Origin of the sequence: Mesorhizobium sp. M1329, assembly GCF_040318035.1 — a bacterium.
In the GTDB taxonomy this organism is placed as follows: Bacteria; Pseudomonadota; Alphaproteobacteria; order Rhizobiales; family Rhizobiaceae; genus Mesorhizobium.
The window spans coordinates 13,903-38,866 of the sequence record NZ_JAMYLN010000044.1; the positions used below are offsets into that span (position 1 = coordinate 13,903).

General features: G+C 63.2%; 28 protein-coding genes and 2 pseudogenes. 21 read left to right on the forward strand and 9 right to left on the reverse strand.

Annotated features, from left to right (window positions below; genetic code table 11):
• Window positions 1-243: pseudogene (locus NKH21_RS29550) on the forward strand (Lrp/AsnC ligand binding domain-containing protein); the annotation flags it as partial.
• Between the two features lie 380 nt (window positions 244-623).
• Here NKH21_RS29550 and NKH21_RS29555 read toward each other — a convergent pair.
• The 3 genes from NKH21_RS29555 to NKH21_RS29565 all read right to left on the reverse strand — a co-directional run bounded on the left by NKH21_RS29555 (window position 624) and on the right by NKH21_RS29565 (window position 3,457).
• Entirely contained in the window at window positions 624-1,199 is a 576-nt protein-coding gene (locus NKH21_RS29555) for a D-sedoheptulose-7-phosphate isomerase (protein ID WP_352670631.1), read from the reverse strand.
• A 7-nt stretch (window positions 1,200-1,206) separates the two neighbouring features.
• Window positions 1,207-2,685, reverse strand: coding sequence for a D-glycero-beta-D-manno-heptose-7-phosphate kinase (rfaE1, locus tag NKH21_RS29560; RefSeq protein WP_352670629.1), 1,479 nt, complete (start codon window positions 2,683-2,685; stop codon window positions 1,207-1,209).
• Window positions 2,686-2,824: 139 nt separating this feature from the next.
• Complete coding sequence (locus tag NKH21_RS29565) at window positions 2,825-3,457, reverse strand: LysE family translocator (RefSeq protein WP_352670626.1); 633 nt, start codon at window positions 3,455-3,457, stop codon at window positions 2,825-2,827.
• 177 nt (window positions 3,458-3,634) lie between these two features.
• On the opposite strand from NKH21_RS29565, the gene rfaD reads away from it, so the two are divergent.
• Genes rfaD through waaC form a run of 3 tightly spaced genes read left to right on the forward strand, consistent with a single transcriptional unit; the run spans window position 3,635 to window position 6,536 of the window.
• Window positions 3,635-4,585 (forward strand): ADP-glyceromanno-heptose 6-epimerase, encoded by a 951-nt coding sequence (rfaD, locus tag NKH21_RS29570; protein WP_352670623.1) that lies wholly within the window; start codon window positions 3,635-3,637, stop codon window positions 4,583-4,585.
• The gene (gene waaF, locus NKH21_RS29575) at window positions 4,558-5,565 is read left to right on the forward strand and encodes a lipopolysaccharide heptosyltransferase II (protein WP_352869393.1); all 1,008 of its coding nucleotides are present in this window, start codon (window positions 4,558-4,560) and stop codon (window positions 5,563-5,565) included. The genes rfaD and waaF overlap by 28 nt, the downstream gene beginning before the upstream one ends.
• Window positions 5,562-6,536: a lipopolysaccharide heptosyltransferase I gene (gene waaC / locus NKH21_RS29580; protein ID WP_352869395.1), complete on the forward strand. Its 975-nt coding sequence runs from the start codon at window positions 5,562-5,564 to the stop codon at window positions 6,534-6,536. Before waaF ends, waaC begins: the two co-directional genes overlap by 4 nt.
• Window positions 6,537-6,674: 138 nt before the next feature.
• Here the strand turns inward: waaC and greA are convergent, their stop codons facing one another.
• Both greA and NKH21_RS29590 read right to left on the reverse strand, forming a co-directional pair.
• Window positions 6,675-7,148 (reverse strand): transcription elongation factor GreA, encoded by a 474-nt coding sequence (gene greA / locus NKH21_RS29585; protein ID WP_352670616.1) that lies wholly within the window; start codon window positions 7,146-7,148, stop codon window positions 6,675-6,677.
• 317 nt (window positions 7,149-7,465) lie between these two features.
• The gene (locus NKH21_RS29590; protein ID WP_254819249.1) at window positions 7,466-8,023 is read right to left on the reverse strand and encodes a tetratricopeptide repeat protein; all 558 of its coding nucleotides are present in this window, start codon (window positions 8,021-8,023) and stop codon (window positions 7,466-7,468) included.
• Window positions 8,024-8,260: 237 nt separating this feature from the next.
• Here NKH21_RS29590 and NKH21_RS29595 point away from each other — a divergent pair, with 237 nt between their 5' ends.
• The 4 genes from NKH21_RS29595 (at window position 8,261) to NKH21_RS29610 (ending at window position 11,484) form a co-directional block, all read left to right on the forward strand.
• Window positions 8,261-8,686 carry a DUF3775 domain-containing protein gene (locus NKH21_RS29595; protein WP_254819248.1) on the forward strand — a complete coding sequence of 142 codons (426 nt, stop codon included), beginning with the start codon at window positions 8,261-8,263 and terminating at the stop codon, window positions 8,684-8,686.
• A gap of 520 nt (window positions 8,687-9,206) precedes the next feature.
• The gene (locus NKH21_RS32900; protein WP_502911923.1) at window positions 9,207-9,752 is read left to right on the forward strand and encodes an extensin-like domain-containing protein; all 546 of its coding nucleotides are present in this window, start codon (window positions 9,207-9,209) and stop codon (window positions 9,750-9,752) included.
• 103 nt (window positions 9,753-9,855) lie between these two features.
• Window positions 9,856-10,710 (forward strand): extensin-like domain-containing protein, encoded by an 855-nt coding sequence (locus NKH21_RS29605; protein WP_352670609.1) that lies wholly within the window; start codon window positions 9,856-9,858, stop codon window positions 10,708-10,710.
• 66 nt (window positions 10,711-10,776) lie between these two features.
• On the forward strand, window positions 10,777-11,484 hold the full coding sequence (locus tag NKH21_RS29610; protein WP_352869400.1) for an LssY C-terminal domain-containing protein: 708 nt from the start codon (window positions 10,777-10,779) through the stop codon (window positions 11,482-11,484).
• Between the two features lie 47 nt (window positions 11,485-11,531).
• Here the strand turns inward: NKH21_RS29610 and NKH21_RS29615 are convergent, their stop codons facing one another.
• Window positions 11,532-12,551: a zinc-dependent alcohol dehydrogenase family protein gene (locus tag NKH21_RS29615; protein WP_352869402.1), complete on the reverse strand. Its 1,020-nt coding sequence runs from the start codon at window positions 12,549-12,551 to the stop codon at window positions 11,532-11,534.
• Window positions 12,552-12,678: 127 nt separating this feature from the next.
• Here NKH21_RS29615 and NKH21_RS29620 point away from each other — a divergent pair, with 127 nt between their 5' ends.
• The 3 genes from NKH21_RS29620 to NKH21_RS29630 all read left to right on the forward strand — a co-directional run bounded on the left by NKH21_RS29620 (window position 12,679) and on the right by NKH21_RS29630 (window position 15,804).
• Entirely contained in the window at window positions 12,679-13,620 is a 942-nt protein-coding gene (locus tag NKH21_RS29620) for a LysR family transcriptional regulator (protein WP_352869404.1), read from the forward strand.
• Between the two features lie 59 nt (window positions 13,621-13,679).
• Entirely contained in the window at window positions 13,680-14,990 is a 1,311-nt protein-coding gene (locus NKH21_RS29625; RefSeq protein ID WP_352670598.1) for a hemolysin family protein, read from the forward strand.
• Window positions 14,991-15,066: 76 nt separating this feature from the next.
• On the forward strand, window positions 15,067-15,804 hold the full coding sequence (locus NKH21_RS29630; RefSeq protein ID WP_352869406.1) for a class I SAM-dependent DNA methyltransferase: 738 nt from the start codon (window positions 15,067-15,069) through the stop codon (window positions 15,802-15,804).
• A 139-nt stretch (window positions 15,805-15,943) separates the two neighbouring features.
• On the opposite strand, the gene arr is transcribed toward NKH21_RS29630, so the two are convergent.
• On the reverse strand, window positions 15,944-16,351 hold the full coding sequence (gene arr / locus NKH21_RS29635) for an NAD(+)--rifampin ADP-ribosyltransferase (RefSeq protein ID WP_502894906.1): 408 nt from the start codon (window positions 16,349-16,351) through the stop codon (window positions 15,944-15,946).
• A gap of 199 nt (window positions 16,352-16,550) precedes the next feature.
• Between arr and NKH21_RS29640 the strand changes: the two genes are divergently transcribed.
• Window positions 16,551-16,844: a hypothetical protein gene (locus tag NKH21_RS29640; RefSeq protein WP_352869408.1), complete on the forward strand. Its 294-nt coding sequence runs from the start codon at window positions 16,551-16,553 to the stop codon at window positions 16,842-16,844.
• 51 nt (window positions 16,845-16,895) lie between these two features.
• Here the strand turns inward: NKH21_RS29640 and NKH21_RS29645 are convergent, their stop codons facing one another.
• Window positions 16,896-17,186, reverse strand: coding sequence for a hypothetical protein (locus NKH21_RS29645; RefSeq protein WP_352869410.1), 291 nt, complete (start codon window positions 17,184-17,186; stop codon window positions 16,896-16,898).
• A 195-nt stretch (window positions 17,187-17,381) separates the two neighbouring features.
• Here NKH21_RS29645 and NKH21_RS29650 point away from each other — a divergent pair, with 195 nt between their 5' ends.
• The 5 genes and pseudogenes from NKH21_RS29650 to NKH21_RS29670 all read left to right on the forward strand — a co-directional run bounded on the left by NKH21_RS29650 (window position 17,382) and on the right by NKH21_RS29670 (window position 21,491).
• Window positions 17,382-17,699, forward strand: a complete 318-nt coding sequence (locus NKH21_RS29650) for an ArsR/SmtB family transcription factor (RefSeq protein WP_352670588.1) — start codon at window positions 17,382-17,384, stop codon at window positions 17,697-17,699.
• Complete coding sequence (locus tag NKH21_RS29655) at window positions 17,696-18,184, forward strand: SRPBCC family protein (RefSeq protein WP_352869412.1); 489 nt, start codon at window positions 17,696-17,698, stop codon at window positions 18,182-18,184. The genes NKH21_RS29650 and NKH21_RS29655 overlap by 4 nt, the downstream gene beginning before the upstream one ends.
• Window positions 18,185-18,257: 73 nt before the next feature.
• On the forward strand, window positions 18,258-18,719 hold the full coding sequence (locus NKH21_RS29660) for an MAPEG family protein (RefSeq protein WP_352869414.1): 462 nt from the start codon (window positions 18,258-18,260) through the stop codon (window positions 18,717-18,719).
• A gap of 39 nt (window positions 18,720-18,758) precedes the next feature.
• Window positions 18,759-20,756 carry an ABC transporter ATP-binding protein/permease gene (locus tag NKH21_RS29665; RefSeq protein ID WP_352869416.1) on the forward strand — a complete coding sequence of 666 codons (1,998 nt, stop codon included), beginning with the start codon at window positions 18,759-18,761 and terminating at the stop codon, window positions 20,754-20,756.
• A gap of 260 nt (window positions 20,757-21,016) precedes the next feature.
• A pseudogene (locus NKH21_RS29670) lies at window positions 21,017-21,491 on the forward strand (VOC family protein).
• Between the two features lie 232 nt (window positions 21,492-21,723).
• Here NKH21_RS29670 and gcvA read toward each other — a convergent pair.
• Window positions 21,724-22,617 (reverse strand): transcriptional regulator GcvA, encoded by an 894-nt coding sequence (gene gcvA / locus NKH21_RS29675; protein ID WP_352869418.1) that lies wholly within the window; start codon window positions 22,615-22,617, stop codon window positions 21,724-21,726.
• A 206-nt stretch (window positions 22,618-22,823) separates the two neighbouring features.
• Between gcvA and NKH21_RS29680 the strand changes: the two genes are divergently transcribed.
• From NKH21_RS29680 to NKH21_RS29695, 4 genes are all read left to right on the forward strand, one after another.
• Complete coding sequence (locus NKH21_RS29680) at window positions 22,824-23,009, forward strand: DUF1127 domain-containing protein (RefSeq protein ID WP_352869420.1); 186 nt, start codon at window positions 22,824-22,826, stop codon at window positions 23,007-23,009.
• A 71-nt stretch (window positions 23,010-23,080) separates the two neighbouring features.
• The gene (locus NKH21_RS29685) at window positions 23,081-23,566 is read left to right on the forward strand and encodes a VOC family protein (RefSeq protein ID WP_352869422.1); all 486 of its coding nucleotides are present in this window, start codon (window positions 23,081-23,083) and stop codon (window positions 23,564-23,566) included.
• 35 nt (window positions 23,567-23,601) lie between these two features.
• Window positions 23,602-24,327, forward strand: a complete 726-nt coding sequence (locus tag NKH21_RS29690; protein ID WP_352869424.1) for an SDR family oxidoreductase — start codon at window positions 23,602-23,604, stop codon at window positions 24,325-24,327.
• Window positions 24,328-24,540: 213 nt separating this feature from the next.
• Entirely contained in the window at window positions 24,541-24,885 is a 345-nt protein-coding gene (locus NKH21_RS29695) for an FKBP-type peptidyl-prolyl cis-trans isomerase (protein ID WP_352869426.1), read from the forward strand.
• Window positions 24,886-24,964 lie beyond the last annotated feature (79 nt).

The window sequence follows — 24,964 nt, forward strand, 5'->3', positions numbered from 1 at the left end:
CATCAGGCCGACGCCGAGCTCAAGACCTTCGCCGAGCGCACCCGCGGCTGGCCGATCTTACGCGAGGCGTGGATGGTGTCGGGCGAGTCCGATTTCCTGCTGCATTGCGTGGCGAGCGATCTCGGCGCCTTCCAGACCTTCGTCATTGAGGAACTGGCCTCGGTCCCAAATGTCGATACGGTGCGAACCGCGCTGACCATCCGCCGGGTTAAGGATGAACGGCTGGTGGCGTTTTCAGCTTGAGAGACCAGGCAAAGCGCCTGAGAGACAAAAACCGGAAACAAAAAAACCCGCCTCGGCGGGCGGGTCGTCGGTGGGAATCATCACCATACCCAAATTAGTAGCATAGCTGCCGGCACAAAGCAAGAACAAAATGTGGCGGCCTCGACGAATTTGCCGATCTCCCCCCTTGCGGGGGAGATGCCCGGCAGGGCAGAGGGGGGTGTGACGGATCGCCAAACGTCCGATTTCGACTCTCTACCTACCCAAATCAGCCCGTTGGCCGAGGATTGCTGTAATTGCTTGACAGGTCGGAGGGGCAGCACCCCCCTCTGGCCTGCCGGCCATCTCCCCCGCGGGGGGAGATTGCAGCTTCGCCGACGGCATCAACTCCGAATGCCCGATCACCCCACGTCGCAGAGGCGCGTTTCGACCATTTCGCAGAGATGGTGGTAGAGGCACAAATGCCCCTGCTGGATGATCGGCGTCGAGGTCGAGGGTACGCTGAGCAGGACGTCGGAGAGCGGCTTCAGCTTGCCGCCGGTCTCCCCGGTCAGGCTGATCACCGTCATGCCCATCATGCGCGCTTGTTGGGCGGCGGCGAGGATGCTTGGCGAATTGCCGCTGGTCGAGATGGCGAGCAGCACGGCGCCCGCCGCGCCATGCGCCTCGACCTGGCGTGCAAACACCGTGTCGAAGCCGTAATCATTGCCCCAGGCGGTCAGCACCGCCGCGTTGGCCGGCAGCGCGATGACGTTGTAGGCCTTGCGCTCCCTGAGGAAGCGGCCGACCAGCTCGCCGGCGATGTGGATGGCGTCGCTGGCCGAGCCGCCATTGCCGGCTATCAGCAGCGCCTTGCCCTGCGAAAGCGCGGCGACGACGGCGCTGACCGCCCGCTCCATCTCGCGGGTCAGGTCGCGCTCGACCATTGCCGAGATCGCGGCCGCCGAGCGGGCCAGGTAATCGTTCAGTTCGGACATGAAACCCTCAGTTCCCGGCGCGTAGTTTACCGATGGTGCCGGTGGTGCTCTTGCCGGCGACGAGGTCGACCAGCACGACGCGCCCGCCGGCCTTCTGCACCACATCGGCGCCAACCACCTGATCGACCGTATAGTCGGCGCCCTTGACCAGTATGTCGGGGCTCAGCGCCTCGATCAGCGAAAGCGGCGTATCCTCCTCGAAGATGACGACGGCGTCGACCGAGGCAAGTGCTGCCAGCACGCAGGCCCGGTCATGCTGGTCGTTGACCGGGCGCCCCGGCCCTTTCAGCCGGCGCACCGAGGCATCGCTGTTGAGGCCGAGCACCAGCCGGTCGCACTGGCTGCGCGCCGCATGCAACAGGCTGACATGGCCCGCATGCAGAATATCGAAACAGCCATTGGTGAAACCGACGCTCAAGCCCTCGTCTTTCCAGCCCGCCACCAGCCGCGCCGCGGCGGCGGCATCGAGGATGGCATCCTTGTGGGCAACCGGGCCGTGCGAGCGAAACAGCGCACCGGTGAGTTCCTCGATCGTCAGCCGCGCGGTGCCGCGCTTGCCGACCACAACGCCGCCGGCGGCGTTGGCGATCGATCCGGCCATGACGCGATCCGCCCCTGCCGCCAGCGCCAGCGCGAAGGTCGCGATCACCGTATCGCCCGCGCCCGAAACGTCGAACACTTCGCGCGCCTGCGTGGCGATATGGCGGGCGTCGTCCGCACCGACGACGCTCATGCCCTTTTCGCTGCGCGTCGCGACGACGAAATCGAAACCGTGCGCCGAAATCAGCCGGCGCGCCGCCGCCTCGATCTCGTCGTCGGCAAATACTGCGCGGCCGACCGCCTCGCCGAGTTCCTTGCGATTGGGCGTGATTGCCGTCGCGCCGGCATAACGCGCATAGTCGCTGCCCTTCGGATCGACCAGCACCGGCTTGCCCGCTTCCCGGCAGATCGAGATCAGTTCGCCGGCGACGCCGTCGAGCAGCACGCCCTTGCCATAGTCGGACAGGATGACGATGTCGGCGCGCGCCAGCGCTTCGCGAAAATGCCCGACCAATGTCGCGCGCTCGGCATCGCCCAGCGGCTTGATTTCCTCTTCGTCGAAACGCAGCACCTGCTGGTTGAGCGCGCTGAAGCGGCTCTTGGACGAGGTCATGCGATCGGCATCCTGCGCCAGCCCGCCGGTGTCGACGCGAAATTCGCCGAGCATGCGCATGACGTTCTTGCCGGCCTCGTCAGCGCCGATCACCGAGACCGGTATGACGGCAGCGCCGAGAGAAACGATGTTGGCGACGACATTGCCGGCACCGCCCATCGCCAGCGTTTCGCCGCGCCCGTGCAGCACGGGGATCGGCGCTTCCGGCGAAATGCGCTCGATCACGCCGTTGACGAAACGGTCGAGGATGAAATCGCCAACCACCAGCACGGTGGCGCTGCCGAAGCGCGAAATGGCGCGGTGAAGAGGTTCGGGAGAGGGCAGCTTGATCATGTCAACGCGCGGGAGGGCCGATTTTCAGTGACGGGAAATTCGATTGGCAGGGCCGGCCGTTCATGGCGATGCCGATATACCGCAATTTCAGCCGACGCAACGCCGGGGGTTTGACCGATCGCGGCGGCGAGACAGTGCGTCAGCTTTTTTGCAACGCGACATGCACGCCCAGCCCGACGAGCACCGCACCGCCGGCGCGCCGCATCAGGCGCTGCGCCCGGCTCGACTGCCGCAGCCTGGCGATCACCGCGCCGGCCAGTATCACGCAAACAATGTCGGCCGACGAGAACATCAAATTGACGATCGTTCCAAGCACGACGAACTGCAGCCAGACCGGAAAGACTGCCGAGGCATCGATGAATTGCGGCAGGAACGCCATGAAGAAAATCGCCGTTTTTGGGTTGAGCACCTCGACGGCAACGCTCTCGAAAAAGGCGCGGCGGGCGGATTTCGGCTGAATTCCCGGCAAGACAACGTCACCTTGCGCCTTGGCGCGAAACAACGAAACACCGAGCCAGATCAGATACAGCGCACCGACCAGCTTGACCGCCATGTAAAGCACCGGCACGGCATGGAAAAGCACCGACAGGCCAACGGCGGCGGCGAAGACATGAACGTAGCCGCCAAGATGGATGCCGAGCGCCGCCATCAGGCCGGACCAGCGGCCGCGCGCCATGGTTTGCGCGGCGGCATAGAGCATGGCGGGACCGGGGATATAGGCGAAGATCGCCGTCGTGGCGAAAAAGGCGACAAGCAGTTCGGTTGACGGCATTACCTTGCTCCTGTCGCCGATCGGCCGGCAGGCCGACTGAAACGTGACCTTTGCGGCGTCACTATGGCGCTCATCCGGCCGCCCCGCCACCTGCTTTGTCGACAGCCCGGCCCGCCTCCCCTATAAGGCCAGAATCCCACAAGGGCTACAACCGGCACAAAGGTACCAGAGGCTTTCATGATCATCGTCACGGGCGGCGCCGGCATGATCGGTTCCAACATCGTCGCCGCGCTCAACGCCGACGGTTTCAGCGATATCCTCGTCGTCGACGACCTCACCGACGGCCACAAGATCGCCAACCTCGCCGATCTCGAGATCGCCGACTATCTCGACAAGGGCGATTTTCTGGCGCGGATGGAGGCCGGTGACCTCGGCCGCATCGAGGCGGTCTTCCACCAGGGCGCCTGCTCGACCACCACCGAATGGGACGGCAAGTTCATGATGGAGGTCAACTACACCTATTCGAAGCGCCTGCTGCACGCCTGCCTGGCGCTGCGCGTGCCCTTCCTCTATGCCTCCTCCGCTTCCGTCTATGGCGGCGGCGCCGAGTTCCGTGAGGAGCCGCAATACGAGCGGCCACTGAACGTCTATGCCTATTCGAAAAAGCTGTTCGACGACTATGTCCGCCGTACCGTGTTCGATACCGACCATTCGCCAGTGGCGGGCCTGCGTTATTTCAACGTCTACGGACCGCGCGAGGCGCACAAGGGCGCCATGGCCTCGGTCGCCTTCCATTTGTTCAACCAGGTCGAGCAAGGCCAGAACCCGAAGCTGTTTGGCGCCTATGGCGATTTCGGGCCCGGCGAGCAGAGCCGCGATTTCATCCATGTCGGCGATGTCGCCGACGTCAATCTGTGGCTGTGGAAACGCGGCTCGAGCGGCATCTTCAACTGCGGCACAGGCAAGGCCCAGCCGTTCCGCGCTATTGCCGAAACGGTGATCGATACGCTCGGCAAGGGCCAGATCGAATTCATCGAGTTTCCTGACCACCTCAAGGGCAGCTACCAGAGCTTTACGCAAGCTGATATGTCCCGCTTGCGCGCAGCCGGTTACAATGGCCAGTTCCGCACAGTGGAAACCGGCGTCAGAGACTATGTCGAATGGCTGAAAGCCCAACGATCCTCGTGATCGGCCCACGCTGGGTGGGCGACATGGTGATGGCGCAGTGCCTGTTCTCGGCGCTGAGGGAGCTTCATCCGAACGCCGCGATCGACGTGCTGGCGCCGGCCTGGGCAGCGCCGCTGGTCAAGCGCATGCCTGAAATCCGCCAGCAGATCGACCTGCCGCTGCAATCCGGCGCGTTCGAATTCCGCATCCGAAGGCGCTTCGGCCGCCTGCTGCGCGGCCGCTACGACATGGCCTTTGTCCTGCCGGGAAGCTGGAAATCGGCGCTGATCCCGTTTTTTGCCGGCATTCCGCGCCGTGTCGGCCATCTCAAGGAAATGCGCTACGGGCTTCTGACCGACATCGTGCCGTTGCCCGACCGCCTGAAACGGCGCACCGCGCAGGCCTATTTCAGCCTTGCCCGTGGTGGCGCCTTCCGGGCCCCGAAGCTTGCCGTCGATCAAACCAACCAGGCAGCATTGCTTGGCCGTTTCGGGCTGACGCCGGGGAAATTCGTGGCACTCATGCCCGGCGCCGAATTCGGCCCGGCCAAGCGGTGGCCGAGCGAACACTATGCCGGGCTTGCCCGCGAGATGATGGCGAAAGGGTTTGGCGTCGCACTGTTCGGATCGAAGAACGACGCTGGGGTGACGGCGGAAATCGCCGCGCTGGCGCCGGGCGCGGTCGATCTCGCCGGCCAGACAAGGCTCGAGGATGCCATCGACCTGATCGCGGCGGCGAGGCTCGCCGTTTCCAACGACAGCGGGCTGATGCATGTCGCCGCCGCCGTCGGCACGCCGGTCGTCGCCGTCTACGGCTCGACATCGCCTGAGAACACGCCGCCGCTCGCCGAGCGTCGCGAACTGGTCTGGCTCGGCCTGTCCTGTTCGCCCTGCCACAAAAAAATCTGCCCGCTCGGTCATCTCAACTGCCTGAAGACGCTGGAGGTCGGACGCGTCGTGGCGGCGGCGGAGCGGCTGCTGGAAATGCCGGCCGCCGCATGAAGGTGCTGATCGTCAAGACGTCGTCGATGGGCGACGTCATCCACACCTTCCCGGCGATCGAGGATGCACGCCGCGCCCGGCCGGGCCTGTCGTTCGACTGGTGCGTCGAAGAGGCCTTCGCCGGCATCGTGGCGCTGCATCCAGCCATCCAAACCGTCCACAGCGTGGCGATCCGGCGCTGGCGCAGGAAGCTGCTCGAGCCCGGCACGTGGCGGGAAGTGCTCGGCTTGCGCCGCGCCTTGCGCGATTGCCGCTACGACCTTGTCCTTGATGCACAAGGCTTGCTGAAATCGGCGCTGGTGGCGCGGCTGGCGGCAGCGCCGATCGCCGGTTTCGACCGTTCGAGCGCCCGCGAGCCTTCGGCGAGCCTGTTTTATGGCCACCGCTACGCCGTGCCGCGCGGCCTGCATGCCATCGAGCGCACGAGGCGGCTGTTCGCCCTGGCGCTCGGCTACGAGCCGGACTTTTCCCGGCTGGAATCGGGCATCGTGCCGCCAGCCGGAAGGTCGATTTTTGCCGGTGAAAAGACCGCCTTCCTGCTGCACGGTACCAGCCGCGAGGACAAGAAATGGCCGGTCGCGGACTGGATCGAAACCGCTCGCCTGCTGGTGGACAAGGGAATGACACCGGTCACCACATGGTCGGACGACCGGGAAAAGGCAGTTGCCGAGGCGATCGCCGGCGCCGTCTCGCAGACCGTGGTGTTTCCCAGGTCGCCGCTTGCCGAGATCGCCGCAGTCATCGGCGGCTCGACGCTGGTGATCGGCGCCGACACCGGCCTGACCCATCTCGCCAGCGCTTTCGGCCTGCCGACGGTAGCTATATTCCTCGCCACTGAGCCAGGCCTGACCGGCCCGCGCGGGCCGTTCTCATCGACGCTGCTGGCCAAGTCCGGCCGCAGCGTCACGCCGCCGGAGGTGATGGCGGAAGCAGAGAGATTGCTGGCGCTTAAATTACAAGGCGCTGCATAGGACCTTTTCAGAATTCGCTCTGGCGAGTCGAATAGCGTGGTTTTCGAGAACCGGAGCGGAGCGTACTTAAAGTACGTGAGCACCGGAAGCGCAGAAAACCGCGCTAGTCGGCCGCCAGAGTAGAATTATCAAAAGGTCCTAGATGAACTGCACCTGGACGATCTCGTAGCCCCTGGCGCCGCCCGGTGCGTTGACCTCGATGGCGTCGCCGACTTCCTTGCCGATCAGGGCACGCGCGATCGGCGAGGAAATCGAGATGCGGCCGGACTTCACGTCCGCCTCCTGGTCGCCGACGATCTGGTAGGTCTTTTTCTCCTCGGTATCCTCGTCGACCAGCACCACGGTGGCGCCGAACTTGACCTTGTCGCCGCTGAGCTTGGTGATGTCGATCACCTCGGCCCGCGCGATCAGGTCCTCGAGTTCGTTGACCCGGCCCTCATTGAGGCTCTGTGCCTCTTTTGCCGCGTGATATTCGGCATTTTCGGAGAGGTCGCCATGCGAGCGCGCTTCGGAAATCGCCTCGATGATACGCGGCCGCTCCTGTTGCTGGCGCCAGCGCAGTTCTTCCTTCAATGACGCGAACCCCTCGCCTGTCATCGGGACCTTGTTCATAATGCCTGACCTTTCCTGCCGCCGCCGCCGCGATCGGGAGCGACCTTGTCGATGGTACAAAAAGAAAACGGTCCGGCAGCCTCGCTAACGGAACCGTCTCACCACAATCTTGCAAGATATAGCAATCTTCGCGGGTTTTTCACGTCCAAAAAGTCGGATTTTGAAAATCATCCACCGATTGGGCGGCTGACCTAACGTCAAGGAGCGCGTCAGGTGTGCCGTGATGCCAAATTCCGGGTTCGGGGCAGCGTTCCAGCACAGCAAAAAACCGGCTGCGATCGCTCGCAGCCGGTTATGAGCAGCGTCCGGAGGTCGGATCAGCTCCTCATGAAATGATCGATCTGCTCCGACAGCATGCCGTATTCGCGAGATCCCTTGCCCGTGCGCTTCTCGATTTCGCGGAGCTGTTCCTGGGCGCCGGCAAGATCGCCGATCTGCAGGTGTGCCTCGCCGAGATATTCGCGCACCAGCGTGTAATTCGGGTCGATGCGCAGCGCTTCCTCGTAATAGCCGAGGCCGACGGTGACACGGCCGGAATGGCGGTGCGAATAGCCGAGATAATTGAGGATGCGCGGGTCCTGCTTGTTGGCGGCGAGGCTGAGCACGGCGATCGCCTCGTCATAGCGTCCATCCATCGCCAGCGCGCGACCGGCATCATAGATGCTGTCGTCGTCCAGCATGCCTTGCTTCGGCGAGACACATTTCTTCTGCTTCTTGTCCCAGGCCTCCCCCTTCTTGCACTGGCTCTGGCCGCCGCCACCATTGCCGCCGCCGCCGCCACCACCTCCCCCGCCTTCACCAGCCGAAAACGCCGGAGCCGCAATCAGCGGCAGGGCGGCGATGGCCATGGCGTAAATCAGCAATCGTCTGCGCATCGAACTCTCCTTTGAACCTGACAATGCAACACTAACGCCGGGCCGAAGCCGTTTCGTCCCCGGAAAATGCCATCCTATCTCAAAACCGCGATCTCTCCCAGGAAGGCCATCTTATCCCGGGAACGGAGGGCATCGGAAATCATGCTTCACGATTAACGCCGACGCGCAAGAGAACGTGACGAGCGCTGCAAATCCGCTATCATCGGGCCGACCGAGCACGAAGCAGGGAGACGGCCGGTGCAGCAACGCGTTGAACGAGACTGGGAGCTTTCGATCGGTCCCGACACCGTGCGCCTGTTCATCCTCAAGGCGAAGGCGCTCAGTGCCGCCGTCAACGAAGACTATGCCGACGGCGCCGAGCACGAGGTAGAGCTCGACGGCAACGCGCACGACAACCACCATCATGACGGCCTAGCCGAGGAAAGCTCCGAAGATCTCACCGAAGAAGAACTGCGCGAGCTGATCGACGATCTCAATGTCGACGAAGCGGCCGAACTGATTGCGTTGGCCTGGGTTGGCCGCGGCGACTATGACGCGACGGAATGGACGGACGCGCTGACTGCCGCCCGCGAGCGCGCCAACAAGCGCACGGCAAAATATCTGCTCGGCATGCCGCTGCTGGCCGACTGGCTCGAGGAAGGCCTGGAAGCGATCGGCGCGTGACGGCGCGGTTACCGATTGTGATCGGCCGCCCCCCTCGCCCAAGGCAACTTCCCTGCATTCTGGCCGTTGCGACGTAATGGCGGCGCTAGGTTTTTCCAAAATGCGCAGATTGCTGCTGGCCGCTGCGGCTACGCCGCTGGCGGGACCCGTTTTAGCCAAGGCGCCCGAGCTGCCGCAAACTGCACCGGTTCCGCAGCTCAACCAGCAAGTCACTCCGCCGCCACCAACCGAGATCCCGGTCCCCGAACCGCGCCCGGCGGATGCCCCGGCGGCTGAGCCGCCCCAGGCCACTCAGCCGCAAAGCGGTCAGTCCCGGAACGGCCAGCCGCAAAACGGCCAGCCCAAGACGGAGCAGCCGGAACCGCCGGCGACCGCCCCAAAACCTCCTGAAAAGCCGGCACAGGCAGAGCCACCGGCAAGCCCACTGAACCCTTCAGAAAAACCGGCCGAGGCGGGGGAGAAAAAAGAGGAGCAAAAAATCATTCCAGATCCTCGATCGGCTGCCATTGCCGGGAAAGAAATGCCGGCGGAGGAATTGGCCTGCCGCAGGCGGCTGAAATCGATGGGCGTCGATTTCGAGGAGCGCAAACCCGAGCATGATACGGCGGTCGGTTGCTCGATCCCTTACCCGATCGTGCTGAAGACCCTCGGCAAATCCATCGCCATCGGCCCGGACCCCGAGCTCAATTGCCAGATGGCGGAAGCGGCCGCACGCTTTGCTGCTTCGGTCATCCAGCCTGCTGCAAAGGCCGAGTTCGGCACGGATATCAAATCGATCGGCCAGGCCTCCGCCTTCGTCTGCCGCCCGCGCCACGCCGGCGGCAAACTGTCGGAGCACGCCTTCGGCAACGCGCTCGACATCGCCAGCTTCACGCTCTCCGACGGGAAGGAGATCGATGTTGGTGCAGCGCCGCCAGAGAAGGACGCGAAATTCCTGGATGCAGTGCGCAAGGCGGCCTGCGGGCCGTTCAAGACCGTGCTTGGCCCCGGCAGCGATGCCGATCATTCGCTGCATCTCCACTTCGACCTCGAACCGCGCCGCAATGGCGGCACGTTTTGCAAATGATGGCGGGCGCCGCAATTTGGCCGCAGGCGTGAACGGCGCCGCTGATTTTTCCTTTACTCTTCAGGTTTAGAGTCTGTGCCATCTGGGGACAGGAACCCTTCCGATGGCCGGGCTACTTCGCGCTGCGTTTGCCGCTGCGCGGCACACAGAATGCGCGCGCATAGCCGGCAGGCTTGCCGCCCTGCTTGCCATTGCGGCGGTCTCGGCCTGCAACACCGGCAGCGTCCTGTCGCTGCAGCCGGCCGTCGATGTCGGCAGCCAGACCGCTGCCGTCCCGCCCAATTCCGACCCACAATATTCCGGCCCACAAGATTCCGGCCCGGAATATTCGGGTATGCAGCGCCTCGTCCCGTCCAACCCCTATATGACGGCCGCCTATCCGCGTATGGATAACCCGATGTCGCCGACCGAACAGATGCCGGCCACGGAGATCGATTGCCGCAAGGAACTGAAGCGCCTCGGCGTCGTCTACACCGACGTTGCGCCGATCCACGAAGGCCAGTGCGGAATCGATTATCCGGTCAAGATCTCGGCCATCGGCAGCGTCGAGATGAAGCCGGCCGCGACGCTGACCTGCGACATGGCCGCCACCTTTGCCGGCTGGACCAGGAACGAACTCGTCCCGTCGGCCCGCTGGCGCTATTTCTCAGGCGTCAAGACCATCCACCAGGGCTCGAGCTATTCCTGCCGCAGGATTGCCGGCGAAGGTGTTTTGTCGGAACACGGCAAGGGCAATGCGCTCGACGTAATGAGCATCGAGCTCAACAATGGCGACGACATCGACGTCCGCAAACCCGGCCTGTTCGCCTTCCGCACACGCGGCTTCCTCAACAATGTGCGCGCCGACGGCTGTCAGTATTTCACCACTGTGCTCGGCCCCGGCTACAATTACGATCACCGCAACCATTTCCATTTCGACATCAAGAACCGCAAGAACGGCTACCGCGCCTGCCGCTGATTGCAGCCCCTGCCCAAGACCTGCTGCGCCGATTAAGATGATGCGCAGACGCTTGGGTGGTGCCTCTTGACCCAACGAAGCCTTCGACGACGTGCAACGACCTGGTTGGTGGCATGCTGTGCCGCTTATCTTTCGCTCGCCTATTTCGCCGCGCCTGAGTTCTGGACGTTGCGGGATCGCAATTTTCGCAATCAGCAATTCGAGATGGTGACGCACACGCCGCAAGGCATTCCGGGCGATCCCATCAATGTCGGCCTGGTCGGCACGAAGAAGGAGCTTGTCCATGCTTTTGCCGTCGCCGGCTGGGATACGGCAGACGCCATCACGCTGAAGACCGCCATCGAGATCGGCGAAAGCGTGCTGTTTAACCGCCCCTATCCCGACGCGCCGGTCAGTCGGCTGCTGTTCGAAGGCCGCGCCCAGGACCTCGCCTTCGAAAAACCGGTCGGCGACAGCGCCGACCGGCGCCACCACGTCCGCTTCTGGCAGACCGATTCAACCGGAGACGACGGCCGGCCGCTTTGGCTTGGCTCGGCAAGCTTCGACCGCGGCGTCGGCCTCAGCCATGACACCGGCGCGATCACCCATCATATCGGCCCCGACATCGACGCCGAGCGCGATGCGCTGATGCGCGACCTCTCCGCAGCCGGCATGCTGATCTCGACCAGCGAGATACCAGGCGTCGGCGCCACAAAGACCGGGCGCAACGGCGAAGGCGATCCCTATTTCACCGACGGCAAGGCCATCATCGGCGTCCTGCTGCAACTGCCGTAGGCGCGCAATCGGCCTTCCCGTCTGACAGCCATTTCGTCCCAACGGGCTCAGGGCACGGTGATCACGATCTTGCCGAACGGTCCTGTCTCCAGACGCTCAAATGCCTGCGGCACATCGTCGAAGCCAAATACCTTGTCGATCACCGGCTTGATCGTGAGCGTCTCGATCGCCTGGTTCATTCGCTCGAAAGCGCGGCGGTGGCCGATCGATATGCCTTGTACGACGATCCGGTTGCGCAGGAACGGAATGATCGGGAAACTGAGCTCCATGCGGCCGAGAAGGCCGATGAGCGACAGCCTGCCGTCGGCGCCCAGCGCATTGAGCGAGCACCGCGCATTGTCGCCGCCGACCATTTCCAGCACATGGCTGACGCCGGCCCCGTTTGTCAGTTCGCGCGCCGCCTCGTCCCATGCCGGCTGGCTGCGATAATTGATCCCCTTCCAGGCGCCGAGCGCCTTCGCCCGCTCGAGCTTCTCATCGCTGCTCGAGGTGACGATGGCGCGCAGGCCGAAGGCGGCGGCAAATTGCAGCGCAAACAGCGACACGCCGCCGGTGCCCTGGATGAGAACGGTTTCGCCCGGGATCGGCTTGGCCGCCTCGACCAGCGCGAACCACGCCGTCAGCGCCGCGATCGGCAGCGTCGATGCCTCGACGTCGCTGAGCGACGGCGGCGCCGCCACGGCGGCATCCTCATGAAAAAGCACATGCTCGGACAGCGTCCCGGGCAGTGACGAACCCAACGTACGCTTGTGCAGCACGGGCGGCGCGTCGCCGTCCGGCCAGTCGGCGATCACCTGGCCGAGCACGCGCTGCCCGATGCCGAAGCGGCTGACTTTGCCGCCGATGGCGACCACTTCGCCTACCGCGTCCGATGTCGGCACGAACGGAAAGCTGAGGTCCGGTATCAGCACGCCATCGACGATCATCCTGTCCTTGTAATTCAGCGATACCGCTGTGACGCGTACCAGCAGATCATGCGGTCCGGGTTGGGGCAGCTTTCCCTCAGCCGGCTTCAACCTGGACAGGCCGAAACCGTTCATCTGCCAGGATCTGTTTTCGGTGCTCATTTGGTTCGCGCTCCGTGGTTGATGGCTGCGCGAGACATTTACGCCGTTTCACTATGGAGAAAAGTGCTTCCATGTGGCATGTTCTGCAACAGATTAAGGAGCAAAACTCTACAATAGGGGCGCTTTATTGGAATCGGCCAATTTGCAAGGCATCGTCGCATTCGTTCACGCGGTGGAGGCCGGCAGCTTCACCGGCGCCGGCGCGCGGCTGCATGTCACGAAATCGGCGGTCGGCAAGTCGATCGCGCAGCTGGAACAGCGATTGGGCGTTCGCCTGCTCAACCGCACCACCCGCAGCCTCAGCCCGACCAGTGAGGGCCTGAGCTATTACGAAGCCTGCGTCAGGGCATTGGCCGAGATCGAAGCCGCCCAGTCGCTGTTGGCATCGCGCAAGCAGGTGCCTTCCGGCCGGCTGCGCGTCGACCTGCCTTTGGCTTTTGGCCGCCGGTGCGTCGCCCCGCTGCTGTTCGACATTTCCAAGAAATTCCCGGACCTGACGATGGAAATCTCGTTCAACGACCGGCGCGTCGACCTGATCGAGGAAGGCATCGACCTGGCGGTGCGCATGGGCGACCTCGACGACAGCTTGTCGATCGCCGCGCGCGGCATCTATGCCCAACGTTCGGCCATCTGCGCCGCCCCCGCCTATCTCGACGCCCATGGCAGGCCGCAATCGATCGAGGACCTGGCCAGGCACAGCCTCATCGGCTACGGCCGCGACGGCACGGTCCATCCCTGGACCGTGAGGCATGCCGACGGCCGCCTCGAAAAGTTCGCGCCCAGGGCGCGGCTGGTGCTCGGCCACGGCGAACCGATGCTCGATGCGGTACTGGCCGGCTGCGGCATCGTCTATCTGCCGACATGGCTGACGGCCGACAGCATCAGGCGCGGCGAACTCGAAATGGTCCTGTCGGACCGTCTTGTCGAAAACACCGTGGTGCATGCCATCTGGCCGGTAACACGCAACCTCGCGCCAAAGGTGCGCGTCGTCGTAGACGCCCTGATCGAGCATTTTTCCGCGCCGCCGTGGGATGCCGGATGGGTGCCGCCTCACTGCTCCGCTCGCTAAATTTAAAAAGCGCGACCGTCCTATTTTCGAAAACCGCGCGGCAATGCTATGGACCCGGCATGCTTTATGCTGAAATTGCCATCGTGGTCGTCCTCATCTGCGTGAACGGCCTTCTGTCGATGTCCGAGCTCGCCATCGTCTCGTCGCGGCCGGCGCGCCTCAAGACGATGATCGACCGCAACGTCAAGGGCGCCGGCCGGGCTCTGGCGCTCGGCGCCAATCCGGGAAAGTTCCTGTCCTCGGTGCAGATCGGCATCACTTTGGTCGGCGTCTTGTCCGGCGCGTTTTCCGGCGCCACGCTCGGCGAGCGGCTGGCCACCTTCCTGGCGTCGGCCGGCGTCCGCGAAAGCCTCGCCGACCCGCTCGGTGTCGGCATTGTCGTCGCCATCATCACCTATGGCTCGCTAGTCATCGGCGAACTGGTGCCCAAGCAGATCGCATTGCGCGACCCCGAACGGGTCGCCGTCAGGGTCGCTCCGGCGATGACCATCCTCGCCAGCGTTTCGGCGCCGCTGGTCTTCCTGCTCGATTTTTCCGGCCGCGCCCTGCTGTGGCTGCTTGGCCAGCACGGTCAGAGCGAGGATAAGGTCACCGACGAGGAGATCAAGATGCTGGTCGCCGAAGCCGAGCACCACGGCACCATCGAATCCGACGAACGGCGCATGATCGCCGGCGTCATGCGGCTCGGCGACCGTGCCGTGCGCGCGGTGATGACGCCGCGCACCGAGGTCGACTGGATCAATCTGCAGTCCGACGAGGCGGCCATCAGGAAGCTGCTGATGGACACCCAGCATTCGCGCCTGCCGGCCGGCGACGGCGGCGTCGACGCCATGATCGGCGTCGTCCAGACCCGCGACGTGCTGGCGGCGATGCTCGGCGGTCGCGCCCTCGACCCGCGCCGGCACGTGCGCACGGCCCCGATCGTGCATGACCAGGCCGATGCGCTGGACGTGCTTGCGACGCTCAAGGAATCCGACGTGCCCATGGCGCTGGTCCATGACGAATACGGCCATTTCGAAGGCATCGTCACCCCGGCCGACATTCTGGAAGCGATCACCGGCGTCTTCCGTTCCGATCTCGACGCCGGCGAAGAGGAAAACGCCGTCAAGCGCGAGGACGGCTCATGGCTGCTCGCCGGCTACATGCAGGCCGACGAGATGGCGGAGGTCCTCGGCATCGACCTGCCCGAGAACCGCGATTACGAAACCGTCGCCGGCTATGTGCTGTCGCATTTGCACCATCTGCCGGCGACCGGCGAATGTGTCGACGCGCAAGGCTGGCGCTTCGAGGTCGTCGACCTCGACGGCCGCCGCATCGACAAGCTCATCGCCACCCGCCTGCCCGGCGGCCACCGCGAGGTCGTGCGGTAACGAGCGACGCGACTTATGGGCTAAATGCTCGCGGCGACACCGCTCGCACAGTCAAAGTTGATTGGGAATACCGCCTATGGTCGACCACCTTTTCGCCGACCCATATCTCGCTGCCGTCTACGATGCCTGGCACCCGAGATCTGCGCGCGACGACTATGATTTCTACCTGCCCCGCATTCTAACAGCAGACGCGGTGCTTGATGTCGGATGTGGAACGGGCACCCTCCTTCACGAGGCACGCCTGGCCGGACATTCAGGGCGGCTCTGCGGCATCGACCCAGCACCCGGCGTGTTGAATCGCGCACGAACGCGCACGGATATCGAATGGGTCCTCGGCGATCTCCAATCGGCCGGCTGGACAGCCGAGTTTGATCTCATTGTGATGACGGGGCACGCATTCCAGGCCCTTGTCAGCGACGAGGACCTGGGGGATTTCATGGCGGCTGCGCGACACGCCCTTGTGCCAGGCGGATGCTTCGCGTTCGAAACGCGGAACCCTTCGGTGCGGGCGTGGGAACGCTGGACACCCGAAAATGCGGTCGTCGTTGAGCTACCTGACGGATCTCTGGTGCAGATCACAACAGAGGTGATCATACCGTTCGACGGACAGACGGTGACATTCACCCACAGGTTCGGCGGAAAGCATGCGAGCCTTCCGCAAGTTAGTCGCAGCACCTTGCGCTTCCTCGACACGGACGCCTTATCGAGCCTGCTGGGGAACGCGGGGCTACGGATCGAACAGCAATTCGGCGGCTTTGACGGCAGCCCACTTGGCCCTTCGAGCCCCGAGATCGTTACGTTCGCGGCGAGATGAAAGGAAGCATCCGCTCTCCAGCCCGTGCAAGGAACGACAGCTCACGGACCCATTGCGGACGTTGAACCGTATTTCGCGGCGACTGCCACCGACCGTAGGTCAGAGCCAGGCCCGGCAATTGCAGGACGCATTTTAGCGATCAATCGATCGCCTCGATGCCCTGCGCCTTCAGCCGTTCGAGATGGTCCTTCATCTCTTTCAGCCTCTCGGGCGAGTGGCCCTGCCACTCGGTGACCTCGCCCGTGATCCTGAGCGGCTCGCGACAGCGATAGGACTGCGTCGGATTGCCGGGAAATTTCTTGTCCGTAAGATTGGGGTCGTCGATGATCGGGCCGGTTGGCTCCACGACGTAGATCCTTTCGCGTCCGTCACCGGCGGCCAGTTCTGCACCCCAGATAGCCGCGTCCAGAGTGCCGGTCAGATAGACCCAGCCTGCCTGCTTTCGCGCGCCGTAATTGGAGCTGTAACCGGCTTCGATCAGGTCTCCCGGTTTAAGGTCGGCCCGGGTGCCGTGGTAGAATTGGCGGGGCTTGTCGGAGGCTGTCATCGGCTCGCTACTCATCCTCGTTGTCTCAGGCAGCATGGCGTCGTGGCGCGCACTATGTCATGCATGTCATCGAATCAAGCGTCTGGCCGCGCGGTTATCGGCTTCCGACACCCATTCCGGTCATCCCGCCCGATGCGCGCTAGCCGTCGGCTGCCGGCGCGGTTATTATCGGCGCCCTGTACCGTCGCTATGGTGAAAAATGGATCTGCAAGCCTTCAGGGATTCGATTGCCAAACCACAGCCTCCAGCCGGCTTGAGCCCTGCCCTGCAGGCGCTGTGGTGGGATGCAAAGGGCGATTGGGCTAAGGCGCACGAGTGCGCGCAGCAGCGCGACGATACGGCGGGCATGCACGTGCATGCCTATCTCCACCGCAAGGAAGGCGACCAGTCGAATGCGGAATACTGGTATCGCCGCAGCAATGCGGCGCCGTCGACCTTAACGCTTGACGAGGAATGGCAAGAGTTGGTGCGTGCATTTTTGCAGCAAAGCTGACGCTGCTCAGTCACCGCAAAATAGCCGGTCCTGCAACCACTCGCCGGAGTTTCAGCTGGCGCCCTGTGGCTTGTCCCGGCCGTTCCATTCCGCATTGCGCGCCCGCGCCTCTTCGGCGATCAGCTTGAACTCCCGCATCTTCGCAGCTTCGATGGCGAATGCGCTGCTCGGCAGGACGCCAGGGTCCTCCTGACTGTTCTGAAACTGAAAACGGGCCTCCAGTTCGGCCCATATTCGCTCGGGTGCCGTATCCTCGCTAGCAAGCAGCGCAACGACCAGCGCCAAAGTCTCGCGCTGGGCGTTCAGCCGCCCTTCGATCTCTTCATTCGGCAATTCGGACATGCGGGTCGCTTCCAGTTTCTGGCTCAACGGCAAAATCGCACCCTTGTTCCGGAATTCAGCGCCGGCACGTGAGCAATTCCGAAGACGCGAGCAACAGTTTTTCCCGTTAACCGACAGGGTCCGACCGGGGCTGAATTCCGCACCGTCGACCCTCCAGGTTGACAGCGCAGGCCCCATCGATTTAAGTTCGTGTTAGTGGCCACTAACGCGAAACATTGGACAGCGCTCGGAGACTCGACGAGGCGCACGATATTCGAACTGTTGGTCGAACAGCCTTGTTCGGTCAGCGGACTTGCTCGTGTGCTGCCTGTGACCAGGCCGGCGGTCTCTCAGCACTTGAAAGTACTCAAGGATGCCGGGCTCGTGGCCGACACGCGCTCTGGCAAGGAACGAATATACCGTATCGATCCGAACGGCCTGGCAAGTCTGCGCGCGGAAATCGATGAGTTCTGGAGCAAGACCCTGGCAGGCTACAAATTGGCAGTCGAGCATCCAAAGAAGGACCAGCCATGAGCAAGTATCCTGCAACCGCGCCCGTAAAGCATTTCGTCGTTGTCGACGCACCTATCGAGGGTGCCTTCAAGGTCTTCACCGAGGATTTCGGGAGGTTCAAACCTCGCGAGCACAATCTTCTTGCCGTGCCGATCGCAGAGACGATCTTCGAACCCAGGGTCGGGGGTCACGTTTACGATCGCGGCGTGGACGGCAGCGAATGCCGCTGGGCTCGTGTGTTGGCTTACGATCCCCCCGGCCGGCTGGTTCTGAGCTGGGACATCAGTCCTCGGTGGCAGATTGAGAGCGACCTGAACAAGACCAGCGAATGGGAAGTCAGGTTCACGGCTGAGACGGAGAACCGAACCCGGGTTGAGATCGAGCACCGGAACCTCGAACGCCATGGCGAAGGCTGGGAGGGCGTGCGCGTTGGGGTTGATAGCGATCAAGGCTGGCCGCTGTACCTGCGGCGGTTCCAGGACCTTTTCCCTGGTGCGGCGGCCTGAACCGTCCGCGCCTTCGCGAGCATGACTCGCAAGCACCGTCTGGTTCACTGCGATTCCAGGGAGCGGAGACAACATGGAAGTCTATTGGTTAAGCATTCTCGGCGTGCTCGTGCTCTGTTTGCTATCGGTAGTATCGGCAGTCTACTCGGGTTCGTCCAAGGGATTTGCAGGAGCGCTGGCGGGACCGGTAGTCCCGGCAGACGACGACAATCGGCTCTATAGGATAGACCGCGTTCACATGAACTCGGTCGAGGCACTGGCGCCCTTTATCGTGCCCGCGGCGCTAGCGATGATGGTTGGCGTCGGAGCGGCCACTTTGGCGATATTGGTCTGGACCCACCTGGCGATACGCCTCCTCCACCTGGGAGTCTACCTGCGTGGCGGAAACGCCGCCAAGGGAGGTAGTGTCAGGACGATCTTGTACGTCTCTGGAGCGCTGGTCACGTTTGCTCTTATTCTTGTGACTGGATGGCAGCGCTCAATTAAGGTTGCGCCACTCCGTGGAGGCTACAAGTTCGCGACACTCGGCGGCTGACGCTATGAAACCTTCTGATTTTTAAGCCGTTATCGCCGGATGCCCGAGGCTAAATTCAAGCTGAAATCGGTTGACGGCGCCCAATCGCGCGATGCCGAGAAGTCACGCCACGAGAAACAATCGACTGTCGAAGTCGCGTCCGAGGTCGTCGGCGAGCCCGCGCCGCCGCCGGATGTCACCGAACTCGATCCTGAGCTGACACCTGAAGAGGCCGAGCGGGCGCGCAAGAGATACCTGCTTAAGCGCTTCTGGATCAGCGCGCGCGGTTACTGGGGCGGCAGTGGCGACAGGGTCGCCTGGCCGTTGACGATCGGGCTGTTGATCCTGATCGTCGCCAATGTCGGCTTCCAGTATGGGATCAATGTCTGGAATCGCGCAATTTTCGACGCCATCGAGCAACGCAATGCCCACACCGTATATTGGCTGAGCGCCGTATTCCTGCCACTCGTGCTCGGAAGCGCCAGCCTTGTGGTGGCACAAGTCTTCTTTCGCATGAGGATACAGCGCCGCTGGCGGTCCTGGCTCACCACCGCGGTCATCGCGCGCTGGCTCGCAAGCGGCCGCTACTATCAGCTGAACCTCGTCGGCGGCGATCATAGCAACCCCGAAGCTCGCATCGCCGAGGATTTGCGGATTGCCACCGAATCGCCCGTCGATTTCATCGCCGGTGTCATCGTCGCATTTCTGTCGGCCTCGACCTTCATCGTGGTGCTGTGGACAATTGGCGGCGCCCTGACCCTGACGATTGAAGGTTCGACCGTCACCATTCCCGGCTTCCTGGTCATCACCGCGGTGCTTTATGCCGCGATCACGTCCACCTCGATGGCGGTCATTGGCCGCCATTTCGTCCGCCTCTCCGAAGGAAAAAACCAGGCGGAAGCCGAGTTCCGCTACACGCTGACGCGCGTGCGGGAAAACGGCGAGAGCATCGCATTGCTCGGCGGCGAGGAGGAGGAGCGTAGCGGCATCGACAAGACATTCGGCGATGTGCTCAGGCAATGGGCGCTCCTTGCAGGCCAGCACATGCGCACGGCGCTGGTGTCGCAGGGGTCGAGCCTGTTTGCGCCTGTCGTGCCGGTCTTGCTTTGCGCTCCAAAGTTCCTCGAAGGCAGTATGACACTTGGGCAGGTCATGCAGGCTGCCTCGGCGTTTGCCATCGTGCAGGGTGCGTTCGGATGGCTGGTCGACAACTACCCCCGTCTCGCCGACTGGAACGCCTCTGCACGGCGCATCGCCTCGCTGATGATGTCGCTCGACGGGCTCGAGCGCGCGGAGCAGAGCAACACGCTGGGGCGCATAAAGCGCGGCGAAACCGGCGGCGATGCGATGCTCAGCCTGAACAATCTCTCCGTGTCGCTCGACGACGGCACCGCCGTGGTCAAGGAAACCAAGGTCGTGATCGAACCGGGCGAACGGGTGCTCGTTGCCGGCGAATCCGGCTCGGGCAAGAGCACGCTGGTGCGGGCCGTCGCGGGTCTGTGGCCATGGGGTAGCGGCAGCGTCAACATCCGCGCCGACAGACGGTTGTTCATGTTGCCGCAACGACCTTACATCCCGACCGGGACTCTTCGCCGCGCAGTCGCCTATCCAGGCGCCGCCGATAACTGGACGCTGGATAAGATCAAGGCTGCCCTCGACAAGGTGGGGCTCGATTATCTCAACGACAGGATCGAGGAGGACGCGCCATGGGACCAGACCTTGTCGGGTGGAGAAAAGCAGCGCCTCGCCTTCGCGCGTCTTCTGCTGCACCGCCCCGATATCATCGTGCTGGATGAGGCAACGTCGGCACTCGATGAGAAGAGCCAGGACAAGATGATGGAGATGATCATTCGGGAATTGCCGAAGGTCACCATCATAAGCGTAGCGCATCGCGCCGAGCTGGAAGCCTTCCATAGCCGCAAGATCACATTGGAGCGGCACAAAGGCGGCGCAAAACTTGTCAGCGACATCGAACTCGTCCCGCGCAAGGACAGACGGAACTTGCTCATGCGCCTTCTGAGGCAACGGCGCGCCAACGGAAAGCCAGCGCGACTTTGAGCAAAGCGGCGCTGCCCCAGACAAAAAGTGAGGCCGCCGGTCGGACCAGGCCGACCATCGCCCATTCGAGTCACCGCCCGCATCTGGTCCTGAAAGCACCAGCCGTGATACCTTGATTCCGTGCAGGTGTTGCTGTCGGAACGTCGATGGCACGAGCGTATTTTCATGTTCGTGGTGCAACGCCGAGGCCGGCTGTGAAAAACCCGGGTTGATTTCAAAAGCCCAGATTGATTTCGAAAGCAAAGGGACCAGCAATGACAATCGCCAAGAACACGATCTGCCTTTGGTACGACAAGGACGCCGAGGCTGCGGCTCGCTTCTATGCCGAGACTTTCCCCGACAGCTCGGTGAAGTCCGTCCACCGCGCTCCCAGCGACTACCCGTCCGGCAAGGCGGGCGACGTGCTGACGGTCGAGTTCACGGTCGCCGGCATCCCCTGTCTCGGCCTTAATGGCGGGCCCGCGTTCAAACACAACGAAGCCTTCTCCTTCCAGATCGCCACCGACGATCAGCAGGAGACCGACCGCTACTGGAACGCCATCGTCGGCAATGGCGGCCAGGAAAGTGCGTGCGGTTGGTGCAAGGACAAAATGGGGCATCTCCTGGCAAATCACGCCGCGCGTGCTGACCGAAGCGATGGCCGCCGGCGGCGATGAAGCAAAGCGCGCATTCGACGCGATGATGGAGATGAGGAAAATCGGCGTCGCGGCGATCGAGGCGGCGCGGCGCGGTTGACAGTCCGGGGGTGGAAGTCGGTGCATAACCCGGGCGAGGAGGTCATCGAACAGAGCGGCGCCAGGAATGCCGTCCTAGTCCACGAACCAGTCTTCTACAGCCTGGACGTCGATGCCGCTTGCCGCGGACGGGTGCTTTTCGACTCGCGTGCCTGGATCATCACCGCAGTTCGGGCGAGCAGCTAGTAAGCTCGATTTGATCTGTAGACGATCCTGTTTTCTCGGTCTTCCCGTCAACCCATTTGCGGCGCGACTTCTGAAAGCAGCCAATCCCGGAAAGCCTTGACCTTGCGCTGACGGATCGCCTCCGGCGGGTAGACGAGATAGAAGCTGGAGGGGGATTTCAGGGCGTGGCCGAAGGGGCGGACAAGTCGCCCGGCGGCAAGGTCGGCCGCAACCAGCATGGTCCGACCCAGCACCACCCCCTCGCCCTGTGCGGCCGACTCCATGGCAAAGGTGGCAGAGTCGAAGGTAATCCCGCTCCGTGGGTCCACGCCCTCGACCCCGGCGCTCGCCAGCCAGGTCGCCCAGTCGATCGGAAAGCTGTCACGGATCAGCGTGTGGTGTCTGAGGTCCTGAGGCGTGCGGAGCGGATGCGCACCCTCAAGAAGCTTTGGGCTGCACACTGGAAACACCTCCTCGCCGGTGAGGAACTCCGACGTGAGCCCCGGATAGTTTCCGTTGCCATAACGGACGGCGACATCGATGCCGTCGCCGAGGAAGTTGGTCAGCTTCCCGCTTGTCGAAACCCGCACGTCGACGTCGCCATGCGCTCGGTGAAAGCGGTAGAGGCGCGGCACCAGCCATCTCCCCGCGAAACCATCGGAGGTACTGACGTTCAACGTCGAACTCGAATAACGGGCTGTTGCGGCAGCGGTGGCGGTAGCCAACTGGGCGAGAACCTCGCGCACCGCCCGCGCATAGGGCTCGCCGACGGCTGTCAGGCTCACCGAACGCGTAGCGCGCTCGAACAGCTGCACACCGAGCTGATCCTCAAGGTTCTTGATCGCCCGGCTGACGGCGCCGTGGGTGACATGAAGTTCCTCTGCCGCCTTGGAGAAACTCAACAGGCGCGCCGCCGCCTCGAAGCTCGGCAAGGTGGTGAGGGGAGGCAGCTTCCGGGGCATGGATCGATATCTGTATGTGTGAGTACTGCTCACACATTGTCGCCGATAAGTCGTTTGTCGTCCAGGTCGGAAGACGGCATGTTTGCTCGCGTATTCAGTCACTCATCGCCGCTGCAAAGGCAGGTTTGATGTGACTGAAACTCTCGCTGACGAAGGTCGCGGGGCAACTGCTGAAACCAAAACTGCCGCCATTCTGGGAGAGCACCATGACCGCCAAACGAGTTGAACCTATCGTCGACGCCCTCGCCGGCATGGCCGGCCGCATCCTCGCCTCGAGCAGGCGGCGCCGGACCGAGCGGCAGATTGCACGCTTCTCGACGCGCCGGCTCGATGACCTCGGATTTGCCCGCGACTGGGACGGCTCGGTCTATCGGCCGTCGGACCACCGCTAGCCTGAACGAAGCAACAGCGGACAGGCTCTTCGCCAAAGATCGCTGTCGCAAGGAATTAACGGAGAACGGACATGGCCACCATCCACCCATTCCTCTGGTTCAACACCGACGCCAAGGAGGCCCGCGATTTCTATCTCTCGGTCTTCAAGAACGGCAAAGCGCTCCGGACGATCGAATACGCAGACTGGGTGTCAGGAACCGACAAGACGGTCCCGCATGCCACCTTCGATTTCGAGCTCGAGGGTCTGCACCTTACAGCGCTCAATGCCGGGCCGCAGCCGCCCTTCAACGAGCGGCTCTCGCTCTACATCGAGACCAGGGACCAGGCCGAGACCGACTACTACTATGAGGCGCTCACCGCCGGCGGCGGCAGGGCACAACCCTGCGGCTGGCTTACCGACAGATACGGCGTCTACTGGCAGGTCATCCCGGAAATCCTGCCGCGGCTCAGTGCCGATCCGGACCGCGAAAAGGCCGACCGCGTCCGGCAGGCGATGTATGGGATGCGCAAGATCATCATTGCCGACCTCGAAGCCGCCTATGCCGGCAAGGCCTGACCCTCACCGAAATCGCAAACGAATGGAGACCTCCCATGACATCGCTCGTGGACAAGAAAGTCATCGTCGTCGGCGGCAGCTCCGGCATCGGTCTCGGCGTCGCGGAAGCTGCTCTCAACAGCGGAGCGAAGGTCGTGATCGTCGGCCGCTCGCCCGAGAAACTGCAGGCAGCCAAACGGCCGCTCAATGCAGGCCGCGCGACGAGCGTGGTCGCCGACATGACCAACGAAGCAGACGTTGCTCGCCTGTTCGAAGAGGTCGGTCCCTTCGATCACCTGATATCGACCGCCGGAACACTGCCGCCCGGCGATCCCATCGGCAGTACAGACATGGAGGCTGTGCGACGCTTCGTCGATAACAAGCTGATTGGCGCCGTCATGCTCTCCAAGCACGCTGTGAGCACCCTGAAGGCCGGCGGCTCCATGACCTTCACCTCGGGAATAAACAAGGATCGGCCGCCGGTGCCGGGAGGCTCGGTCGTCGCCGCGATTGCCGGTTCATTCAGCTACTTCGCCCGCGCCCTGGCGCTCGAACTGGCTCCGACGCGCGTCAATGTCGTGTCGCCCGGATGGGTAGACACACCGATGTGGGACATCGTTGGAGAAGCCAAATCCGGCTTCTTTGCCGACATGGCTGCCCGGCTGCCATCCAGAAAAATTCCGACCGCTGCGGGCGTCGCCGCCGCCTATGTCTATCTCATGGAAAGCGACTTCACGACCGGCGAGACAATCCGCATCGATGGCGGCCATAACCTGATCTAGCCGCCATTTGCATACCGCGACCGCTAGTCCGGTGCACTGCTGCCGAAGGCGGCGGACGTCGGCGGGTCATGCCGGCGTCGCTCAATCGGGGTTTACATCGGCAGCCAGGTCCCTAGTTTTAGCGTTTCGCGCCGCGCACCCGAGTGCGTGGATGATCGAGGACGGGACCGTGAGCTTTGGCCGGCCCCTCGAAACTTTCAAAGGATGGCTATCATGACACAGGCCAAGAATGGCGACACCGTGCGCATCAATTACAATGGCCGCCTGGCTGACGGCACTCAGTTCGATTCTTCCGGCAACGAACCGCTGCAATTCACGTTGGGTGAAGGACAAGTGATCGCCGGTCTCGAAACCCATGTCGAGGGCATGGAGGTGGGCGCGAAAAGCACCGTCACCATTCCCGCCGACGCCGCCTATGGCCCCCACCGCCCCGAAGCGGTGATGACCGTCGATCGCGCCCGCGTGCCAGACAACATCAACGTCGATATCGGCACTCGATTGCAGGTCAGAACCCCAGAAGGGCGCCCGATGCCGGTAACAGTCGTCGGCGTGGACTGACGTTGCCCCCAGTTTCTATCCAGTTTTGAGTTCGTTTCCGGCGTGGGTTGTGCCCTGCTGGGCCGGTGAAGCGACGGGC

What these genes read in the sequence shown, in the direction of transcription:
- NKH21_RS29555 (WP_352670631.1), bottom strand. Translation starts at nt 1,199, where the DNA reads ATGTCCGAACTGAACGATTACCTGGCCCGCTCGGCGGCCGCGATCTCG.
- rfaE1 (WP_352670629.1), bottom strand. Translation starts at nt 2,685, where the DNA reads ATGATCAAGCTGCCCTCTCCCGAACCTCTTCACCGCGCCATTTCGCGC.
- NKH21_RS29565 (WP_352670626.1), bottom strand. Translation starts at nt 3,457, where the DNA reads ATGCCGTCAACCGAACTGCTTGTCGCCTTTTTCGCCACGACGGCGATC.
- rfaD (WP_352670623.1), top strand. Translation starts at nt 3,635, where the DNA reads ATGATCATCGTCACGGGCGGCGCCGGCATGATCGGTTCCAACATCGTC.
- waaF (WP_352869393.1), top strand. Translation starts at nt 4,558, where the DNA reads ATGGCTGAAAGCCCAACGATCCTCGTGATCGGCCCACGCTGGGTGGGC.
- waaC (WP_352869395.1), top strand. Translation starts at nt 5,562, where the DNA reads ATGAAGGTGCTGATCGTCAAGACGTCGTCGATGGGCGACGTCATCCAC.
- greA (WP_352670616.1), bottom strand. Translation starts at nt 7,148, where the DNA reads ATGAACAAGGTCCCGATGACAGGCGAGGGGTTCGCGTCATTGAAGGAA.
- NKH21_RS29590 (WP_254819249.1), bottom strand. Translation starts at nt 8,023, where the DNA reads ATGCGCAGACGATTGCTGATTTACGCCATGGCCATCGCCGCCCTGCCG.
- NKH21_RS32900 (WP_502911923.1), top strand. Translation starts at nt 9,207, where the DNA reads ATGCCGGCGGAGGAATTGGCCTGCCGCAGGCGGCTGAAATCGATGGGC.
- NKH21_RS29605 (WP_352670609.1), top strand. Translation starts at nt 9,856, where the DNA reads ATGGCCGGGCTACTTCGCGCTGCGTTTGCCGCTGCGCGGCACACAGAA.
- NKH21_RS29615 (WP_352869402.1), bottom strand. Translation starts at nt 12,551, where the DNA reads ATGAGCACCGAAAACAGATCCTGGCAGATGAACGGTTTCGGCCTGTCC.
- NKH21_RS29625 (WP_352670598.1), top strand. Translation starts at nt 13,680, where the DNA reads ATGCTTTATGCTGAAATTGCCATCGTGGTCGTCCTCATCTGCGTGAAC.
- NKH21_RS29630 (WP_352869406.1), top strand. Translation starts at nt 15,067, where the DNA reads ATGGTCGACCACCTTTTCGCCGACCCATATCTCGCTGCCGTCTACGAT.
- arr (WP_502894906.1), bottom strand. Translation starts at nt 16,351, where the DNA reads ATGACAGCCTCCGACAAGCCCCGCCAATTCTACCACGGCACCCGGGCC.
- NKH21_RS29640 (WP_352869408.1), top strand. Translation starts at nt 16,551, where the DNA reads ATGGATCTGCAAGCCTTCAGGGATTCGATTGCCAAACCACAGCCTCCA.
- NKH21_RS29645 (WP_352869410.1), bottom strand. Translation starts at nt 17,186, where the DNA reads ATGTCCGAATTGCCGAATGAAGAGATCGAAGGGCGGCTGAACGCCCAG.
- NKH21_RS29655 (WP_352869412.1), top strand. Translation starts at nt 17,696, where the DNA reads ATGAGCAAGTATCCTGCAACCGCGCCCGTAAAGCATTTCGTCGTTGTC.
- NKH21_RS29660 (WP_352869414.1), top strand. Translation starts at nt 18,258, where the DNA reads ATGGAAGTCTATTGGTTAAGCATTCTCGGCGTGCTCGTGCTCTGTTTG.
- NKH21_RS29665 (WP_352869416.1), top strand. Translation starts at nt 18,759, where the DNA reads ATGCCCGAGGCTAAATTCAAGCTGAAATCGGTTGACGGCGCCCAATCG.
- gcvA (WP_352869418.1), bottom strand. Translation starts at nt 22,617, where the DNA reads ATGCCCCGGAAGCTGCCTCCCCTCACCACCTTGCCGAGCTTCGAGGCG.
- NKH21_RS29680 (WP_352869420.1), top strand. Translation starts at nt 22,824, where the DNA reads ATGACCGCCAAACGAGTTGAACCTATCGTCGACGCCCTCGCCGGCATG.
- NKH21_RS29685 (WP_352869422.1), top strand. Translation starts at nt 23,081, where the DNA reads ATGGCCACCATCCACCCATTCCTCTGGTTCAACACCGACGCCAAGGAG.
- NKH21_RS29690 (WP_352869424.1), top strand. Translation starts at nt 23,602, where the DNA reads ATGACATCGCTCGTGGACAAGAAAGTCATCGTCGTCGGCGGCAGCTCC.
- NKH21_RS29695 (WP_352869426.1), top strand. Translation starts at nt 24,541, where the DNA reads ATGACACAGGCCAAGAATGGCGACACCGTGCGCATCAATTACAATGGC.